At 67.0% G+C, this 16,982-nt stretch carries 17 protein-coding genes and 1 pseudogene; 8 read left to right on the forward strand and 10 right to left on the reverse strand.

Annotation, left to right across the window (positions count from 1 at the left end; genetic code table 11):
- Nucleotides 1-12 precede the first annotated feature (12 nt).
- Nucleotides 13-1,224: a cytochrome P450 gene (locus PSR88_RS12660; RefSeq protein WP_011595234.1), complete on the forward strand. Its 1,212-nt coding sequence runs from the start codon at nt 13-15 to the stop codon at nt 1,222-1,224.
- Here the strand turns inward: PSR88_RS12660 and PSR88_RS12665 are convergent.
- From PSR88_RS12665 to PSR88_RS12680, 4 genes and pseudogenes are all read right to left on the reverse strand, one after another.
- Nucleotides 1,121-1,474, reverse strand: a complete 354-nt coding sequence (locus PSR88_RS12665; protein ID WP_237724082.1) for an HNH endonuclease — start codon at nt 1,472-1,474, stop codon at nt 1,121-1,123. The genes PSR88_RS12660 and PSR88_RS12665 overlap by 104 nt on opposite strands.
- A 108-nt stretch (nt 1,475-1,582) precedes the next feature.
- Nucleotides 1,583-2,524, reverse strand: a pseudogene (locus PSR88_RS12670) (DUF222 domain-containing protein); the annotation flags it as partial.
- Nucleotides 2,524-2,649, reverse strand: coding sequence for a hypothetical protein (locus PSR88_RS12675; protein WP_272943400.1), 126 nt, complete (start codon nt 2,647-2,649; stop codon nt 2,524-2,526). The pseudogene PSR88_RS12670 and the gene PSR88_RS12675, both read right to left, overlap by 1 nt.
- 65 nt (nt 2,650-2,714) lie before the next feature.
- A complete protein-coding gene (locus PSR88_RS12680; RefSeq protein ID WP_011595236.1) occupies nt 2,715-3,662 on the reverse strand; it encodes an AraC family transcriptional regulator in 948 nt (315 codons plus the stop codon).
- A 239-nt stretch (nt 3,663-3,901) separates the two neighbouring features.
- Between PSR88_RS12680 and PSR88_RS12685 the strand changes: the two genes are divergently transcribed.
- The 4 genes from PSR88_RS12685 (at nt 3,902) to PSR88_RS12700 (ending at nt 7,850) form a co-directional block, all read left to right on the forward strand.
- The gene (locus PSR88_RS12685; RefSeq protein ID WP_011595237.1) at nt 3,902-4,474 is read left to right on the forward strand and encodes a flavin reductase family protein; all 573 of its coding nucleotides are present in this window, start codon (nt 3,902-3,904) and stop codon (nt 4,472-4,474) included.
- Nucleotides 4,475-4,495: 21 nt separating this feature from the next.
- Nucleotides 4,496-6,112: a 4-hydroxyphenylacetate 3-hydroxylase family protein gene (locus PSR88_RS12690; protein ID WP_011595238.1), complete on the forward strand. Its 1,617-nt coding sequence runs from the start codon at nt 4,496-4,498 to the stop codon at nt 6,110-6,112.
- 22 nt (nt 6,113-6,134) lie between these two features.
- Nucleotides 6,135-6,983, forward strand: a complete 849-nt coding sequence (gene catA / locus PSR88_RS12695; RefSeq protein ID WP_016882554.1) for a catechol 1,2-dioxygenase — start codon at nt 6,135-6,137, stop codon at nt 6,981-6,983.
- A gap of 72 nt (nt 6,984-7,055) precedes the next feature.
- Nucleotides 7,056-7,850 (forward strand): alpha/beta fold hydrolase, encoded by a 795-nt coding sequence (locus PSR88_RS12700; protein ID WP_016882553.1) that lies wholly within the window; start codon nt 7,056-7,058, stop codon nt 7,848-7,850.
- A gap of 4 nt (nt 7,851-7,854) precedes the next feature.
- On the opposite strand, the gene PSR88_RS12705 is transcribed toward PSR88_RS12700, so the two are convergent.
- The 6 genes from PSR88_RS12705 to PSR88_RS12730 all read right to left on the reverse strand — a co-directional run bounded on the left by PSR88_RS12705 (nt 7,855) and on the right by PSR88_RS12730 (nt 14,313).
- Nucleotides 7,855-9,090 (reverse strand): acetyl-CoA C-acetyltransferase, encoded by a 1,236-nt coding sequence (locus PSR88_RS12705; RefSeq protein WP_011595241.1) that lies wholly within the window; start codon nt 9,088-9,090, stop codon nt 7,855-7,857.
- Entirely contained in the window at nt 9,083-10,789 is a 1,707-nt protein-coding gene (locus PSR88_RS12710) for an AMP-binding protein (protein ID WP_011595242.1), read from the reverse strand. The genes PSR88_RS12705 and PSR88_RS12710 overlap by 8 nt, the downstream gene beginning before the upstream one ends.
- On the reverse strand, nt 10,786-11,634 hold the full coding sequence (locus PSR88_RS12715) for an alpha/beta fold hydrolase (protein ID WP_011595243.1): 849 nt from the start codon (nt 11,632-11,634) through the stop codon (nt 10,786-10,788). The genes PSR88_RS12710 and PSR88_RS12715 overlap by 4 nt, the downstream gene beginning before the upstream one ends.
- Nucleotides 11,631-12,380, reverse strand: coding sequence for a hypothetical protein (locus tag PSR88_RS12720; RefSeq protein ID WP_009475208.1), 750 nt, complete (start codon nt 12,378-12,380; stop codon nt 11,631-11,633). Before PSR88_RS12720 ends, PSR88_RS12715 begins: the two co-directional genes overlap by 4 nt.
- Nucleotides 12,377-13,570 carry an acyl-CoA dehydrogenase family protein gene (locus PSR88_RS12725; RefSeq protein ID WP_016882552.1) on the reverse strand — a complete coding sequence of 398 codons (1,194 nt, stop codon included), beginning with the start codon at nt 13,568-13,570 and terminating at the stop codon, nt 12,377-12,379. The genes PSR88_RS12720 and PSR88_RS12725 overlap by 4 nt, the downstream gene beginning before the upstream one ends.
- 137 nt (nt 13,571-13,707) lie before the next feature.
- Nucleotides 13,708-14,313, reverse strand: coding sequence for a TetR/AcrR family transcriptional regulator (locus tag PSR88_RS12730; protein ID WP_011595245.1), 606 nt, complete (start codon nt 14,311-14,313; stop codon nt 13,708-13,710).
- Nucleotides 14,314-14,516: 203 nt separating this feature from the next.
- Between PSR88_RS12730 and PSR88_RS12735 the strand changes: the two genes are divergently transcribed.
- From PSR88_RS12735 to PSR88_RS12745, 3 genes are read left to right on the forward strand one after another with little or no spacing between them, the layout of a single operon-like run.
- The gene (locus tag PSR88_RS12735) at nt 14,517-14,996 is read left to right on the forward strand and encodes a nuclear transport factor 2 family protein (RefSeq protein WP_016882551.1); all 480 of its coding nucleotides are present in this window, start codon (nt 14,517-14,519) and stop codon (nt 14,994-14,996) included.
- A complete protein-coding gene (locus PSR88_RS12740) occupies nt 14,993-15,346 on the forward strand; it encodes a DUF485 domain-containing protein (protein ID WP_009475213.1) in 354 nt (117 codons plus the stop codon). The genes PSR88_RS12735 and PSR88_RS12740 overlap by 4 nt, the downstream gene beginning before the upstream one ends.
- Entirely contained in the window at nt 15,343-16,947 is a 1,605-nt protein-coding gene (locus PSR88_RS12745) for a cation acetate symporter (protein WP_016882550.1), read from the forward strand. Before PSR88_RS12740 ends, PSR88_RS12745 begins: the two co-directional genes overlap by 4 nt.
- The last annotated feature ends 35 nt before the right edge of the window (nt 16,948-16,982 follow it).

Genomic DNA, 16,982 nt, shown 5'->3' on the forward strand with positions numbered 1-16,982 from the left:
GGGAGAGTGTCCATGTCGCGTGCGCAGCTGTTCCAGCGGATCACCGACCAGGCGAGCCGGCCGAATCCGTATCCGCTGTACGAGGAACTTCGTGAGACTCGGGTGGCGCCGCAGGACAACGGTTCTTTCCTCGTCGGACGGTACTACGACGTGAAGGCGCTCCTGCACGACCCGAGGATCAGCTCCGACCTGCACAACCGTGGGCCCGGCCTCCCCGGAGCGGATCGTGCCGGCGACGGGCCGGAGTCCTTCCTCAAACTCGACCCGCCCGAGCACGATCGACTGCGCAGACTGACGACGCGACAGTTCGGTCCGCCGCACAGCCCCGACCGAATCGACTCCATGCGTGGCGAACTCGCCGCACTCGTCACGAAGCTGGTCGACGGGCTGGACGGTAAGGAGCGCATCGACATCGTCGACGACTTCGCGTACCCCTTCCCCGTCACCGTGATCTGCCGACTGCTCGGGGTGCCCCATGAGGAGGAACCCCGGTTCCACGCCTGGGCCGATGCGTTGGTGGCAGCCATCGACCCTCGGCGTGCCGGCGCCGACAACGAGCAGGTGAAGGTGGCGCAGAAGGCGCAGATGGAGATGGCCATGTTCATGGCCGGTCTCATCGAGGACCGTCGCCGCGATCCCGGTGACGACATGTTGTCGGGGCTTGCCAACGATTCGGGGCCGGACGGTCAGTTGAACACCGTCGAGTTGGTCACCAACTCCATCCTGCTGTTCATCGCCGGGCACGAGACCACCGTCAACCTCATCACCAACGGCATGCTGACGCTGTTGCGTAATCCCGACGTTCTCGAACGTCTTCGCGCCGAACCGGAGTTGATGCCGCAGGCTGTGGAGGAATTGCTCCGCTTCGAACCGCCCGTGCATCTCCTGGGCCAGCGAACGCCGATCGTGGACATCGAAATCGGCGGTGTCACCGTCCCGAAGGGTTCACCCCTCGTCCTCGCGTTGGCGTCGGCGAATCGCGACCCCGAACGCTTCGTCGACGCCGACAAGTTCGTCCCCGACCGCGCGGACAACCAGCACGTGGGTCTGGGCAGCGGCATCCACAGTTGCTTCGGCGCACCCCTCGCCCGCCTCGAGGGGCAGATGGCGCTCGCCGAACTCATCCGCCGCCTCCCCAATCCGCGCCTCGTCGAGGACCCGCCGCCCTACCGGCCCAACCCGGTGCTGCGAGGCCCCCGGCACCTGCTGGTGGACTGTGGGTGAGCTGCCGCCGCGCATGCTCGATCAACTCACCGGGGTGGTGTCGGTGGTTGATGCGCGGTCTTCGGGTGGGGTCGATGTGTGGTGGCGGGATCCATTCGGTCCGGCCCGCGTATGCGGAATGGTGGGGCGCGGACCTCGTCGCCCACCCAGCCGGACCGTCGTTGATCTGAGCGTGGCAGCCGTCGCAGACCAGTGCCAAACCCTCGATGTCGGTGTGCCCACCTTTGCGCCAATCCGTGACATGGTGCACCGCACACAGACTCGCCGGCGCCGAACACCCCGGCCGAGTGCAACCCCCGTCCGAGGCGATCAGAGCGAGCCGCTGATCGGCGCTGGCCAGACGGCGCCGCCGCCCCAGGTGCAGTGGACGACCCGCATGGTCGAACAGTGCGAGCACCGGATGTGCGTCCTCGGCCAGTGCTAATGCGTCCTCGATCGGGAGCAGCCCACCGGTGGCCGTCGTGGCAAGACCCCCTACCGCCTGCTCCAACTGCTCGAGAGTCATCGTCACGATCACTGTGGCCGGTAGACCCCGGTGCCGCCCGAGCACCCCCGACTCGAGCAGCGCCCGGAATACCGCGCTGAACGCGTCGTGATTGCGCTGCGCTGCGGTGCGGGTATCGCGTGCGGCCGCGGCCGCCAGCACGTCACGATCGATCGCCGGGTTCTCGCCGTCGCCTGCCGGTGAGTCGGGATCGTCCGGGTTGTTCATTCCGGGCCGCGCCCATTTTGCGAGCATCGGATCGAGCATCGCCCGCGCGACAGGGTCGAGTTCACCGGAGATTCTCGACATCAGTTCGGTGTCCTGACGGCCGATCGAAATGCCCCGCCGGCGTTTCCGGTCGCGGTCGTCGCCGAGGTTCCCGTCCGGATTGAGATATGCCAGCAGCCGATGCCCCGCCTGCTCCACATCCTCCGGGGTACCGCTTCGCGCCAACGTGGCCAGTACGGCCTCGGCGTCGGCCACCGCGTCGTTGTCGACGGCGTGGGGAATTTAGCGCATCACCTTCGCGATCGCCCGCACATGATCCGCGCCGATGTCGCCGTCGGCCTGTGCCGCAGCGGTTTCCGGCAAGACGGGTGGCATCGGTTCGCCGGCCAGGGTGTGCCACACCCTGAGCTCACGGGCTGCGGTGACCCGAGCGAACGCGTCCGCGCCCGAGATCCGCAGCACGTCGATCAGGAGTTTCTTCGGCGAGGTATACCCCAGACTCGCCGGGACCGAGCGTTCGACGCCTTCCACGACCAATCGGTGTGAGATCACCTCCGCACGACGAAGGGACTGTTCCATTCCGCACATCACCTCGACGAGCTCAGTGTCCGACAACTCGCCAGCCCGGAATCGAGCAGCCCGTCGACCGCGGCAGCGAACATCGACAGATACTCCGCCACCCGGCTACCCACCGACCCCCCAGCCGAACTCATGTGCGAATACTATCGCGGGGGTCCGACAAGTTTCGGACGCGAACTCCGACCTCTCACCGAACCGATCAGAGCCCGCGATCGCGGAGTGACTCGGACGGCGTCACGCCGTACTTCCGGCGGTAGGCGGCGGCGAATCTGCCGGTGTGCATGATGCCCCAGCGTGTCGCGACTTCGGAAATAGTTGCGCAGGAACCGCTTCCGGTGAGTTCTGCGTGGACACGCTCGAGGCGCACGTCGACGAGGTACTCCATCGGTGTCATGCCCACGTATTCACGGAACCCCTGCTGCATGCGCCGAACACTCACGCCGACGAGTTCGGCCATCTCCCCCGCACTCCACGGGTGGGCCGGGTCCTGCTGGATCGCGTCGATGACCCGCTTGACGATGCGCGGCCGGATTCCCGCGGCACCCGTGTCGTCGTCCGGCATCGCGGTGAGCACGAGCGCGGTGGTCAACGCTCCACACAGTTGTTGCGACACCTGATCGCTGTGCAGGAGAACGCTGTCGCGCAACGCCTGGTCGGCGACGGAGCGGACGAACCTCAGCCAGTCGGCGCCGGCGCCGGTGCGTAGGTCGAGTTGCCGCGGCAACTCCTGCCCGGGCCGTGCGAGCACGCGGTCCATTTCGCGCTGCAGGTAGTCCCGGTCCACCTTGAAACCGATGATCTCGCAGGAACTGCTCCAGTTGGTGATGACGGTCCGGGTGTCGGGCGGGCAGATGGTGGCCAGCCCCGGCGTCGAGGTCACTTCCGTCCCGCCGGTGACGGAGACGATGCGGCCGGCCAGGGGGATGTTGATGCCGTATGCACCGGGATGGTCGGACTCGATCGACACGGGCGCCCCGAAACCGATCCGGGCGAGCCTGGACGCGCCCATCTGGGAGGACTCCAGCGAAGACCGCGCCGCGGTGTCCCGCGACAGCGGACGCAGTTCGTGAGGGAAGTACGCGTCCGCGACCACCTCGTGAACCTCGTCCCAGTCGGTGAAACCGGGACCTTCCAGCTGTCCTCGCATGCGTACGTCCAGACCTCTCACCTCGCGCCACGACCGCGCATGGGCAACTCCCGACCCTAGCATCGCCTGTGACTCACGTCACTGCAAGGGGGTCCGACCCCTGTCCGGCAAACCCGTTTCGCGTTCCGGATCCCGCCTTCGCAATGCGGATCGACGGACTGTGACGGCCGTCATACGTTGTTCAGGTCCCCAATCGCAGGGGTTATCGCACGAATCGTGCAGAAAGGCGGTCAGGAGAAATGGACCAGCGCACTCTGCGTAACATTTTCGGCCAGTTCGCCAGTGGCGTCACCGTGATCACGTGCGCCAATGCCGCCGGCGAGCCGCACGGCGCGACCGTCACCGCCTTCACCGCCGTCTCGATCGAGCCGCGGCTGTGCCAGGTGACGTTGACCCGTAAATCGAAGGCATGCAGCTACCTCGGTGATGCACCGTTCGCGGTGAACATTCTGGCCGCCGATCAGCTCGACACGGCCATGCATTTCGCCGGCAAACCGCAACGGACGGAACCGGTGTGGGACTCCTCAGGCATCGCTCCCGCACTGTCCGGCAACGCGGCGACGCTCACGTGCTCGCCCTGGGCTTCCTACGACGGCGGTGACCACATCATCTTCATCGGCGAGATCGTCGATGCGTCCGTCGACGCAAGCAGGGACCCACTGTTGTTCTACCGCAGCACCTTCCACGATCTGGGTGCCACGTCGGGCACCACGGCGTGGAACGGCTGCCTCGACGACCCCCACAGCGGATGGTTCGACGCCGCCGCGTCGTTCACACCGCTCCACCTGCAGCTCGCCCAGGCTGCCTCGTAATCCTGACCGAAAGGGAACACCATGACCACCACCGAAGCTGCCCCCGATGCCGACGTCGACCGCACCAAGGTCAATGTCGCCGCGGACTGTGAGGCGAACCGGACCGCGAACTTCGCCACCCGTCCGATGACCGGTGACGAATACATAGAGTCGCTGCGCGACGATCGCGAGATCTACCTGCACGGCGAGCGTGTCAAGGATGTCACGACGCATCCGGCGTTCCGTAACCCGATCCGGATGACCGCCCGCCTCTACGACGCGATGCACACCGGCGAGCACGTCGACACCCTGACCACCCCGACGGACACCGGCAGCGGGGGTGTGACGATGCCGTTCTTCCGGGCGCCGAAGAACTCCGACGATCTGCTGAAGGATCGTGACGCGATCGCCACCTGGGCGCGGATGACGTACGGCTGGATGGGCCGGTCCCCCGATTACAAGGCATCCTTCCTCGGCACCCTGCACGCGAACAAGGAACTGTATTCGCCCTTCCAGGACAACGCCGAACGCTGGTACAAGGAATCGCAGGAGAAGGTTCTGTACTGGAACCACGCGATCATCAACCCACCCGTCGACCGGCAGCTCCCGCCGGACGAGGTGGGGGACGTGTTCATGAAGGTGGAGAAGGAAACCGACGCCGGCCTGATCGTCTCCGGTGCGAAGGTCGTGGCCACCGGCTCGGCCATCACCAACTACAACTTCATCGCCCACTACGGGCTGCCGATCAAGAAGAAGCAATTCGCACTGATCTGCACCGTCCCGATGGACGCACCGGGCGTGAAGCTGATCTGCCGCACCTCCTACACCCAGCAGGCCGCAGTCATGGGCTCCCCGTTCGACTACCCGCTGTCCTCGCGGATGGACGAGAACGACACCATCTTCGTCTTCGACAAGGTGCTGGTGCCGTGGGAGAACGTGTTCATGTACGGCGACGTGGACAAGATCAACGCATTCTTCCCCCAGTCCGGGTTCCTGCCCCGCTTCACCCTGCAAGGGTGCACCCGCCTGGCGGTGAAACTGGACTTCATCGCCGGGCTGCTGATGAAGGCCCTCGACGCCACCGGGGCGGGTGGGTTCCGCGGGGTGCAGACCCGCGTCGGTGAGGTCATCGGCTGGCGGAACCTGTTCTGGTCGTTGACCGAATCGATGGTCCGCGACCCGGAACCGTGGGTGGGTGACACCGTCATCCCGAAGCTCGAATACGGGCTGACGTACCGGATGTTCATGCAGCAGGGCTACCCGCGGATCAAGGAGATCATCGAACAGGACGTCGCGTCCGGGCTGATCTACCTGCCGTCCTCGTCCGCCGACTTCAAGAGCCCCGACGTCCGCCCGTACCTGGACAAGTACGTCCGCGGCTCCGAGGGCATGACGGCAGTCGAGCGGGTGAAGATCATGAAGGCGCTGTGGGATTCGATCGGCAGCGAGTTCGGTGGCCGCCACGAACTGTACGAACGCAACTACGCCGGCAACCACGAGGGCGTGAAGGCGGAACTGCTGATGTTCGCCGAGAACCGGGGCACGGTCAGCTCGATGAAGGGCCTGGCCGAGCAGTGCCTGGCCGAGTACGACCTGGACGGGTGGACGGTCCCCGACCTGATCGGCAACGACGACGTGTCCTACTTCGGCCGCAGCTAACTCCCAGCATCAGGAGAACGTCATGACCACCATCGACAGTCCCACCGCAGTCGGCTCCGGCAACGCCGCCACCGACAAGTTCAAGGGTGCCCGATTCACCGCCGACACCTCCCCGGAACGGCTGTCGGCGATCGCCACCGAAGTGCTCGCCGGGCTCAGCGCCCTGATCCACAAGCACGCCGTCACCTACCCCGAGTACCGGGTCCTCAAGCAGTGGCTGATCGAGGTCGGGGAGGGCGGCGAGTGGCCGCTGCTGCTCGACGTGTTCGTCGAACACGACATCGAGGAGGTCAACTCCACCAGGTTCCGGGGCACCAAGGGCAGCATCGAGGGACCGTACTACGTGCCCGGCGCACCGGAACTCCCGGCACGGTGCTCCCTGCCGATGCGCGAGGAGGACCGGGCGCACCCCGCGCTCGTCCTCCGGGGCGAAGTCACCGACCTCGACGGGGCCGGCCTCGGCGGGGCGATCATCGAGTTGTGGCACGCCGACGACGAGGGCTACTACTCGCAGTTCGCCCCGCACCTGCCGGAATGGAACCTGCGCGGGACCATCGTCACCGACCCCGAGGGCCGGTACGAGATCACCACCATCGAACCTGCCCCGTACCAGATCCCGACCGACGGCCCGACCGGTCAGTTCATCAATGGCGCCGGCTGGCACCCGTGGCGGCCGGCGCACCTGCACCTGCGGGTGACGTCCCCGGGCAAGCAGCCGATCATCACCCAACTGTACTTCGCCGGCGGCGACTGGATCGACGACGACGTCGCCACCGCAACCAAACCCGAACTCCTTCTCGATCCGCAGCTCGACGACGCCGGGCGTAAGGTTGTCAGCTACGACTTCGCGCTCGATCCCGCCGCGGACTGAGACACCCACCCTCCCCCGGGCGACGCGAAAGTTCGTGTCGCCCGGGGGATCGACGTTTGTGGAGGAAACATCATGCCGAGCACATCACCGGCGCGGACGACGGAGTTCGTGCACACCGCGACGGCCGTGATCGAGGTGGTCGTCGAGGGCAGCGGTCCGTCGGTGATCCTGCTGCCTTCCCTCGGCCGCGAGTCGTACGACTACGACGACGTCGCGACGGGACTCGCGCAGAACGGTTTCCGGGTGTGCCGCCCCCAGCCGCGTGGCATCGGCCGGAGCACCGGACCGCTGGAGGACATCACGTTGCACGACCTGGCCGCCGACGTCGGAGCGGTGATCGAGGAACAGGACAACGGTGCGGCCGTCGTTCTCGGTCATGCCTTCGGGCACTACGTCGCCCGGATGCTCGCCGCCGACAGGCCCGACTTGGTGCGCGGCGTCGTCGTGGCTGCGGCGGGTGCCCGCAACTACCCGGCCGCGCTGACGGCGCTGGCGGTGAAATGCTCCGATTCCTCACTGCCCGAGGTGGAGCGGATCGGCTACCTGCAGACCGGATTCTTCGCCCCCGGCAACGATCCAGCCGAGTGGCTGACCGGCTGGTATCCGGAGGTGTCGAAGCGGCAGCTCGCCGCCTCGGCCGCCACACCCAAGGACGAGTGGTGGGAGGTCGCGCACCAGCCGATCCTGGACCTGCAGTCCGCTCTCGATCCGTTCCGTCCGCGTGAGACGGCGAACGAGTTGCGGGATCGGTTCGGCGAGTTGGTCACCGTGACCGTCATCCCGAACGCGAGCCATGCGCTCATGCCGGAAGCGCCCGCACAGGTTGTGCGGGCGCTCACCGACTGGATTCAGGCTCTCGACAGCTGAGTGGTCAGACCCTTTCGAAGATCGCGGTCAGTCCCTGGCCGCCGCCGATGCACATCGTCTCGAGGCCGTAACGGGCTCCGCGACGGTCCATCTCGCGCAGCAGTGTGGTGAGGATCCGCACTCCCGTCGCGCCGACGGGGTGCCCGAGCGAGATTCCCGAGCCGTTGACATTGGTGCGGTCGAAATCCTGTGCACCGAAATTCCATTCGCGCGTGACTGCCAGCGCCTGCGCCGCAAAGGCCTCGTTCAGTTCGATGAGGTCGATGTCGGCGAGGGTCAGCCCGGCGCGTTTCAGGGCCCGTTCGGTGGACGGCACCGGTCCGATACCCATCTCGGACGGCTCCACCCCCGCGACCGCCCAGGTGACCAGGCGCGCGAGAGGCCGGAGCCCCAGACGCTCAGCCTGCGCCCGGGTGGTGACGAGGCATGCTGCCGCACCGTCGTTCTGTCCGCTGGCGTTGCCGGCGGTGACGGTCGCGTCGGGGTCGGTGCCGCCCATGATGGGTCGCAACCGAGCGAGCGACTCGATTGTCGTGCCGGCTCGGGGGTGCTCGTCCCGGTCGACGACCTGCGGATCACCCTTGCGGACGGGAACTTCCACCGGAACGATCTCCTCGGCGAACTTTCCCGAGTCGATCGCGGCAACCGCCCGCTGGTGGGAACTCACCGCGAGCTCGTCCTGTTCCAGGCGGCTGATGTCGTACTTGCGGCGCAGGTTCTCCGCCGTCTCGAGCATGCCGCCCGGCACCGGATAATTGCGTCCGCCTGCGGTGACGCGGCCGCGGGCGAGCCGGTCGTGGAGCACTGCCGGCGCACCTTTGGCTCCCCAGCGCATCGACTCGGTGTAGTACTCGGCGCGGCTCATCGATTCCACGCCGCCGGCGATCACCAGTTCGGCGATCCCCGTCTGCACCCGCATCGCCGCGTCGAGCACCGCCTGCAGACCGGATCCGCAACGACGGTCGAGTTGCTGACCGGGAACCGTCACCGGCATTCCCGCGTCCAGGGCCACGACGCGGCCGATGGCAGGCGCCTCACCGTTCGGGTAGCACTGACCGAAGATCACGTCGTCGACGCGGCCCGGATCGACCTTCGTCCGTGCGAGCAGTTCGGACACCACCCGAGCGCCGAGGTCGGCGGCGGGCACGTCCTTGAACTGTCCGCCGTATCGGCCGACGGGGGTGCGCAGGGGCTCGCAGACGACGACATCGTCCGCCTGGGCATTCGTATTTTCAGGCACTGCGGAAATCCCTTTCGTGATCGGTCCAGCGCTGCGCCCATTCACGCAGTTCGACCGCTCGGATCTTGGCTCCGTTGCCGCCCACGGTGGTCGGCATTTCCTCGATCACGTGCACCGCTGCGGGAACCTTGAACGCCGCCAGCGACTCTGCGCACCAGGCCTTGAGCTCGGCTGCGTCTGCCGACGCACCGTCGGTGGGGACGACGAACGCCACCGCCTCGGTGTATCCGCCGGAGCCGGTGATGCCCACGACCTTCGTCAGGTGGACGGCATCGTGTTCGGCCAGCCGGTGCTCGATCTCGGCGGGGTCCACCAGGAATCCGCGTAACCGGAGCACGTCCCCCATCCGGCACACGTACGTATAGCCGCCGTCGCCGGTCGCGACGGCCAGGTCGCCGCTGCGGAACCACCCGTCCCTCGTGAACGCCCGACCCGCCGCATCCGGATTGCCGAGGTAGGCGTCGACGACGTTCGGTCCCCGCACCTGGAGCTCACCCTGCTCACCGTCCGAAAGGAGGGAGTCGTCGAGCGGGTCGACGATGCGAACCTCGATACCGGCTTCGACCGGACGCCCACCGCCGTTCCAGCGCAGGGATTCCGGGTCCGCGGCATCCCACAGCAGCATCAGGGCGAACACCTCGGACGACCCGAAGACGCCCGTGGTGACGGCGTCGAATTCGTCGCGCACCCACGCGGCCACCTCGTGTGACCGGCCGAGGAAGTCGGCGATCCCGAGGCGCTTCAACGACGACAGGTCGGCGCGGTTACCCGCGTGCCACGTGTCGTGGAGCCGGGTGAAGAGATCGTCACCGCCGACGACGTGGGTCACCTTCGCCGATTCCATGCGGGCCAGCGTGGCCGCGGCGTCGAAGACGGGTTCCATCAGCAACGTTCCGCCGCCCGCGAGAGTGGCCAGAGCAGTGGAGTATCCGAATACCCCGGACACCGGCAGGACGCACAGGGTGACGTCGCCCGGTTCGACGGCGAGAACGACGGCGTCGGCGCGCGCGTGCCGGACCACCGCCGATTCGCGGTGGGCCGCGAGTTTGGGAACACCGGTGGATCCGGACGTCGTGAACGCGACTGCGAGCACGTCGTCCGGGTCGGCCCGCTCGCCGGCAGCCGTGACGGTTGCCATGTCGGGTGTCCCCGGCACCTGGACGGTTCCGGTGTCCGCGCTGCCCGCTGCCCAGGCACCGCCGCCGAGGTCGAATCGCGCCGGGTCGGGAGCGGCACTCGCCGTTCGAGGTCCGCACACGACGGCGACTGCCGGTGCCGGGAGGTCGAGGGAGTGCTGTGCCTCTTCGAGTCGGCCGAACAGGTCGAGACCGTGGAAGTGGCCGGCCACGGCCACCACCGCCGGACGCGCCGAGGTGAGGATGTGTGCGATCTCGTGCGTGTTGTAGCGGGTGTTGACGCCGATGACGTGTGCACCCACAGCGGACGCGGCAAGTTGCCAGACGATCGCGTCCGACCAGTTCGGCAGCAGGACGGCCACACACTGCCCGCGCCGGACGCCTACCCGCAGAAGTTCCGACTTCAGCGCGTCGACGCGGGCACGAAGTTCGGCGCGGCTGGTGACGACCGGCTCGCCCTCGACGACGTCGAGGGTGGCGGCGGCACCCGGGTCGGCGGTCACGAGTTCGTCGAGCAGCGAGGCGAGTGTGTCACGACGCGTCGCCGTATCGTGCGCCGTCACGAGAGCACCACCGCCGCACGCAGTTCGGTCAACCACTCGTCCGCCACCGAGGCGAAGTCGTCGATCTCCTCCATGGGGTAGTGGCCGATGCCCTCGAGCAGGGTGAACGACGCAAGTCCGGGACGGGCGGCGTCGAGCGCCGACACGGACTGCTCGACGCGTCCGGCGTCGATCCACGGGTCCTGCGCTCCGGCGACGAGCCTGAGAGGACAGGTGATCTCGGCGATCCGGTCGCGCACGTCGTGCGTGCCCCAGCCGATCAGGTCGGACGACGAGATCTCCGGGTCCTCACGCTTGTGCATCGTGGCGATCAGGTGCGCTTTCGCCTCGGGCACGGCATGTCCGACGGAGGCGAGCGTGCCCAGGTAGGTGCGGTCGGCACGGCTCGGCCCGGCGACATCCTCGAGTTCGCGGCGCAACCCTCCTACGTTGACGCGACCGGGACCGGCCTCCGCTGCCATCGCAATCGCTCCGGCCAGCGGCCTCGACGACCGCGTGGCGAGCTCGAGTGTCAGTTTGCCACCGATGGAACACCCGACGACGAAGGGTCTTTCGACGGCGAGCGCATCGAGGACCTTCCCGAGCCAGTCTCCGAAGGCGACAATGCTGGTGACGGGACCGTCGACCGCGGGCTCGGAGCGTCCGTGCCCCGGAAGGTCGGGGACGATCACCCGGTAGCCCCGGTCTGCCAGTTCGGACGCGACGTGCCGCCACTGGACTCCGCTCTGGCCTGCGGTGTGCAGGCACAGAACGGTGGGCGCCTCGGTGGCCGGCTGATTGTCGGGGGTGATGATCTCGACGAAGCCGAGCGCTCCGTCGATCTCCAGGTATCGGGCCTCGATCATGGCCGGGCCTCCCTTCCGCGGGCATGGGCGATGATGATGTCGAGTGGTTTGGTGAGGCGCAGGTACTCGTACCCGTCACCGCTGGAGGAGAATTCACCACTGATGGCGCGGCGCATGAATTCGTTCCGTTCGGCGAACACGAGGTCGACCCAGGTGACGGCCGGGGCGATGAGCGTGAACGTTGCCCCACCCGGGACGCGGCGGGCGACGTCGATGATGCGTCCGCGGTAGATCCGCAGCTGCAGTTCGCGGGCCCGGCCCGAGGAGTCGGTGCAACGCAGCCCCACGGTGCCGTCCCAAGTCGACAACGAGGACGCGAAGGCCGTATCGGTGGAGAGTGAGTCGCGGAGACGCTCTCCCCAGGCGGGCGTGCAGAAATCGACAGCGGGATCGAATCGAACGGCGGACGGTTCGGGCGAACGCCACGTCTCGATTCCCTCCTCGCGAATCGACCCGGCCTCGTCGACGAGCCGCACGTGACGATCGAACACGGCTCCGGTCTCGGACTGTTCGACGCGCGTCACGACGGACTCGACGTGGACGACGTCGGCACCCGTCACCGCGAACTGCGAATTCCATTGCAGCCCGGTGCGTGTGGCACCGGACGTCGTCGCCGGAGCAAGTACTCCCGCTACGACGATTCCCGTCAGCGACGCCTCCGGCAGCGACAGTCCGAGTTCGGAGACGCGCCGGGCGTCGCTCACAGTGCGATCGCCGACGGCGATACTTGTGGTGAGTGTGCTCATTCGCCCGCCCTCCCCAGCAGTTCGTCGGAGATGATCCGCATCTGGATCTCGCTGGTGCCCTCGAAGATCTTCGTCAGCCGCGCATCGCGCCAGTGCCGCTCGACCTGGAAGTCGGTGGTGTACCCGGCGCCGCCGTGAATCTGCACCGCCTCACTGGTCACCCGTTCGGCCATCTCCGTCGCCACCAGCTTGCACATCGACGCCTCCAGCGAACACCGCCGGCCGGTGTCGATATCGGTGGCCACCGAATACATCAATTGCCGGGCGGCCTCGATGTCGGCGGCCATCTTCGCGATCTTGAACCGCAGATGCTGGAAATCGGCCAACTCGTGGCCGAACTGCCGGCGGGTGTGCAGGTACGCGATCGAATCCTCCAACGCGCCCCGCGCCAGACCGATCGCCCGGGCCGCGGTATGCGCCCGCCCCACCTCGAGACCGGACACCGCCAGGTAGAAGCCCTTGCCCTCCTCACCGAGCATGGCCGTCGCGGGCACCCGGAAATTGTCGAACGAGAGCTCCCACGTACTCCACCCGAAATACCCGATCTTGCGGATCTTCGTCCCACTGATCCCCACCGGGAACCCGCCGCGCTGCTTCTCGATCAGGAACGCGCTGATCCCCCGGTGCGGTTTCGCCGGATCCTTGTTCGGGTCGGTGCGCGCGAACAGCACCAGGTAGTCGGCCTCGTCGGCGTACGTACACCACATCTTGGTGCCGCTGATCACCCAGTCGTCGCCGTCGCGGGTGGCGCGGCAGGAAATGTTCGCCACATCGGATCCGGCCTCGGCCTCCGACAGGGCGTACGCACCGAGGTATTCACCGCGGGCGACCTTCGGCAGCAACGCCGCCTCCTGCTCCGGGGTGAACCCGCCGCCCATCCCGTTGCCGCGGGCCAGCAGCCCCGACACGCTCATCCACGCCCGGGACAACTCCTCGGCGACCAGGCAGTACTCGAACACTCCGAGACCGAGACCGCCGTGCTCCTCGGGGATCATGATCCCGAAGAACCCGACCTCGGCCATCGCCTTCTTCAACGTGTCAGGGATGGTGCCCTGCACCGGGTCGAGTTCGTTGGCGATCGGGAGCACCTGCTTCATCGCGAAATCGCGTGCCAGGTCGCGGATCGCCACCCGGTCCTCGGTCAGATACCGCGGCGAGTCGGTACGCGGCTGTGACGGCCGGTGAGTCATGGACACTCCTCATCCACTCGAACTACGGGGCGCGTGACTCGGGGGAACTCGCGGTTCCACACCCGGGATCACATTAACGCTTGTTCACCCAGTAGAGCACGGACGGGAACGCACCGTCAATGCCGAATCTCCCCGAGTCAGGCGGGACGGTATCCGACCAGGTTGAGCGCATAAACGCCATATGAGTCCGCGACCGCCTGCGCGGACAACGGTCCGTCCGGGCGGTACCAGAGCGCGATTCCCGCGCACATGGTGAGCACCGCGGTCACCGCCTGGTGAACATGGGGGACGTAGAAGTCACCGCCGGCCACACCCGCCTCCGCGATGGTGACGAACAGGTGCTCCTGCGCGTCGCGCGAGCCCACGACCCGTTTACGGTCCACCTCGTCGAGGTACCGCAGCTCGGTATTCGCCACCAGGCAGGCTTGCTGGTTACGGGCGGTGTACAGCGAATGCGCGACCACCGCGGCCGTCCACTGCTCCGCCGGCGCGGACCCCGCCTTCCGCAGAGCGGTCCGGGTGGCGGTGAACTGCTCGTCACTGGCGGACCGCAGAATCTCGACCAGGAGCTCGTCCTTGTTCTCGAAGTGGTTGTACACGTTGGCGGCACTGCAGCCCGCGCGTTTGGCGATGGTGCGCATGGTCGCCGCATGAAAGCCGGCGGTATAGAACTCCTCCAGCGCCGCGTCCAGGATCCGCTGCCGGACGGAGGGAATCACCGCACCGCTTGACCGAGTGTTCATCCCTCGGAGGGTAGGGGCCGCGCACAGCGCGGGCAATACACCCGGCAGAAAATGCAGCTCACCATGCTTCACGCACGTCGAACGGGGCGAACGGCGCACGGTGTTGACCGACGGTAGCGCGTCGGTTATGGTCCAGATCACGTGAACGGTTGTTAATTGCCGGTTCGCGCATTCCGCTCCTCACACCGTGGAGGTATGCCACCTTGAGCACCCTCGAAGAACGAATCCGCCGCCTCGAAGACCTGGAGGCCATCCGGTACCTCGACGCGCAGTACTGCCGCCATCTCGACGACGGCAACTGGGACGCCCTGATGGATCTGTTCACCGACGACGGCGAATTCGACGGGCTGTCCAACCCGAACGGCAAGAGCGAGATGCGGGCGTTCTTCGCCGGCCTCGCCCCCGGCGGGCTCACCGCGTTCTGGCACTTCATCACCAACCTGGAAATCGACCTCGACGGCGATCGCGCCACCGTCCGCTCGTTCCTGTGGCAGCCCTGCGTGTCCGACGGCAACGCCTCCATCGCCGCCGGCCGCTACACGGACGAGGCCGTCAAAGTCGACGGCCGTTGGTTGTACCGCGTCAAGCAGGTGCGCTTCCACTACTTCGGTCCGCTCGCGGAGGGCTGGGACGAGAACCAGTTCGCGCTCGACTCGGCGCGACGTGCGGCGGTGAACGCGTGACCACCGAGTCCCCCGCCACCGCGGCGAGCGCAGCAGTCTGGTCACCGATTCTCGTGTTGCCGGAGTTCGTCGAACTGCGGCGTCGACGCCGGGCGGTCACTGCCGGACTCGGCCTGATCGCGATCGCACTGTTCTCAGGCTTTCTCGTCGGATTCGCGTTCTTCCCCGAATTCCTCGGCGACAACTCGGCGTTCGGCATTCCGCTGTCGCTGTGGGTGGTCTTCTCCCAGTTCGCCGGCACCTGGGTGCTCGTGTACGCGTACTTCCGGCTTTCCCGAACCTATATCCAACCCGCAGCCGATGCCGCAGTCCGGGCCATCGCGCAACGTGATCAGGAGGTTGCCTCATGACCGGCGACGCCGATTTCCTCGCCATCGGCATCTGCGCTGCCGTCATCTCACTCACGCTGTGGGTGACCTTCGCCGCATCGCGCCGAAGCCGGAGCGCCACCGGGTTCTTCGCTGCGGGACGCTCGATCACCGGCTGGCAGAACGGTTTCGCGATCGCCGGCGAATTCATTTCCGCCGGTAGCTTCCTGGGCACCACCGGCTTGATCTTCTACAAGGGCGTCGACGGCGCCGTCATTCTGTGCACGTCCGTGGTCTCCTTCCTCCCCGTCCTCTTCCTCCTCGCCGAGAAGATGCGGAACGTCGGAAAGTTCACGCTCGCGGATGTTCTGGTGTTCCGGACCGGCGCACGACGCGTCCGGGTGGTGGTTGCGCTCAGCACCATCGTCACCGGCACGTTCGTGCTGCTCGCCCAGCTCGTGGCGGCGGGTGTCCTGCTCGAGTCCGTCTCGGGGATCCCGTTCGGGCTCTCCGTCGTGGTGGCCGGATCACTCATGGGCATCTACGTCTTCGTCGGCGGAATGCTGGCGACCACGTGGGTTCAGGTGATCAAGTCGTCCATCCTGTCGATCCTGGCGATCGTGGTGTGCCTCGGGATCCTCGCGAAGTTCGGCTTCAGCGTGCCCGGCATGCTCGGGGCGGCAACCTCGAACGCGGCAGCCGGAGACGCGATCCTCTCGCCGGGTCTGATCTTCGGGCAGACCGGTGCGATCAACCTGATCTCGTACTCCCTGGCGTTCGCGCTCGGCACGGCCGGTATGGCACACATCCTGATTCGCTTCTTCACCGTCCCCGAGGCCGCGACGGCCCGGAAGTCGCTGGGCTGGACCGTCGCACTGTGCAGCATCTTCTATCTGATCGTCATCGTCATGGGCTTCGGCACCGCCGCGCTTCTCGGTCCCGACGGGGCGGATCGTGTCGGCGCCGGCGGCAATCTCGCGGCACCCACGCTGGTCACGGAACTGGGCGGAGGCGTCGGCACCATCGGTGGTTCGATAGCGCTGGCCATGGTGGCTGCCGTCGCGTTCGCGAGCATCGTCGCCGTCGTCGCGGGCGTCGTGATCTCGGCTGCGGGAACGTTCGCCCACGACGTGTGGCCCACCCTCACCCGCCGGAAGTCGGCCGACGCCGGCACGGAGACTGCGGATGCCCGCGAGGCGAAGATCGCCCGGTATGCGGCGGTCGCGTTCAGCGTCGTCGCGATCGGACTGACGATGGCGATCGGCGACACTACAAATATCACCTACTTCATGGGTATGGCCTTCATGGTCGCCGGCAGTGCGCACCTGCCCAGCCTGCTGCTCAGCCTCAACTGGCGGCGGTTCAACAGCACAGGCGCCGTGTGGGGCATCTCGGTCGGATTGGCATCCACCGTGGTCAGCCTGATGTTCACGGAGGCGCTCTGGCTCGGTAGTGGTCCGGCGCCGCTGACCATTCAGTTGCCGGTGATCATCACGATGCCGCTCGGGTTGGCCGCCGCTGTGATCGGCTCACTCGCCGGCGAACGCTTTCACGGACGTTCGATGGATCGAGACGAGAAGTTCGCCGAGATGCTGGTTCGAGCCGAGACCGGTATCGGCGCGGAACTCGCCGAGACGCACTAGGTTTCACGCTCGGCCGCTGCCGTCGCCATCGCGGC

The sequence above is a fragment of the Rhodococcus sp. DK176 genome, assembly GCF_038447315.2.
Lineage (GTDB): Bacteria > Actinomycetota > Actinomycetes > Mycobacteriales > Mycobacteriaceae > Rhodococcus_F > Rhodococcus_F jostii_A.

Bases quoted from the DNA above. Each gene is read 5' to 3' on its own strand.
- PSR88_RS12660 (WP_011595234.1), top strand. From the start codon at position 13: ATGTCGCGTGCGCAGCTGTTCCAGCGGATCACCGACCAGGCGAGCCGG.
- PSR88_RS12675 (WP_272943400.1), bottom strand. From the start codon at position 2,649: ATGAGTTCGGCTGGGGGGTCGGTGGGTAGCCGGGTGGCGGAGTATCTG.
- PSR88_RS12680 (WP_011595236.1), bottom strand. From the start codon at position 3,662: ATGCGAGGACAGCTGGAAGGTCCCGGTTTCACCGACTGGGACGAGGTT.
- PSR88_RS12685 (WP_011595237.1), top strand. From the start codon at position 3,902: ATGGACCAGCGCACTCTGCGTAACATTTTCGGCCAGTTCGCCAGTGGC.
- PSR88_RS12690 (WP_011595238.1), top strand. From the start codon at position 4,496: ATGACCACCACCGAAGCTGCCCCCGATGCCGACGTCGACCGCACCAAG.
- catA (WP_016882554.1), top strand. From the start codon at position 6,135: ATGACCACCATCGACAGTCCCACCGCAGTCGGCTCCGGCAACGCCGCC.
- PSR88_RS12700 (WP_016882553.1), top strand. From the start codon at position 7,056: ATGCCGAGCACATCACCGGCGCGGACGACGGAGTTCGTGCACACCGCG.
- PSR88_RS12715 (WP_011595243.1), bottom strand. From the start codon at position 11,634: ATGATCGAGGCCCGATACCTGGAGATCGACGGAGCGCTCGGCTTCGTC.
- PSR88_RS12720 (WP_009475208.1), bottom strand. From the start codon at position 12,380: ATGAGCACACTCACCACAAGTATCGCCGTCGGCGATCGCACTGTGAGC.
- PSR88_RS12725 (WP_016882552.1), bottom strand. From the start codon at position 13,570: ATGACTCACCGGCCGTCACAGCCGCGTACCGACTCGCCGCGGTATCTG.
- PSR88_RS12730 (WP_011595245.1), bottom strand. From the start codon at position 14,313: ATGAACACTCGGTCAAGCGGTGCGGTGATTCCCTCCGTCCGGCAGCGG.
- PSR88_RS12745 (WP_016882550.1), top strand. From the start codon at position 15,343: ATGACCGGCGACGCCGATTTCCTCGCCATCGGCATCTGCGCTGCCGTC.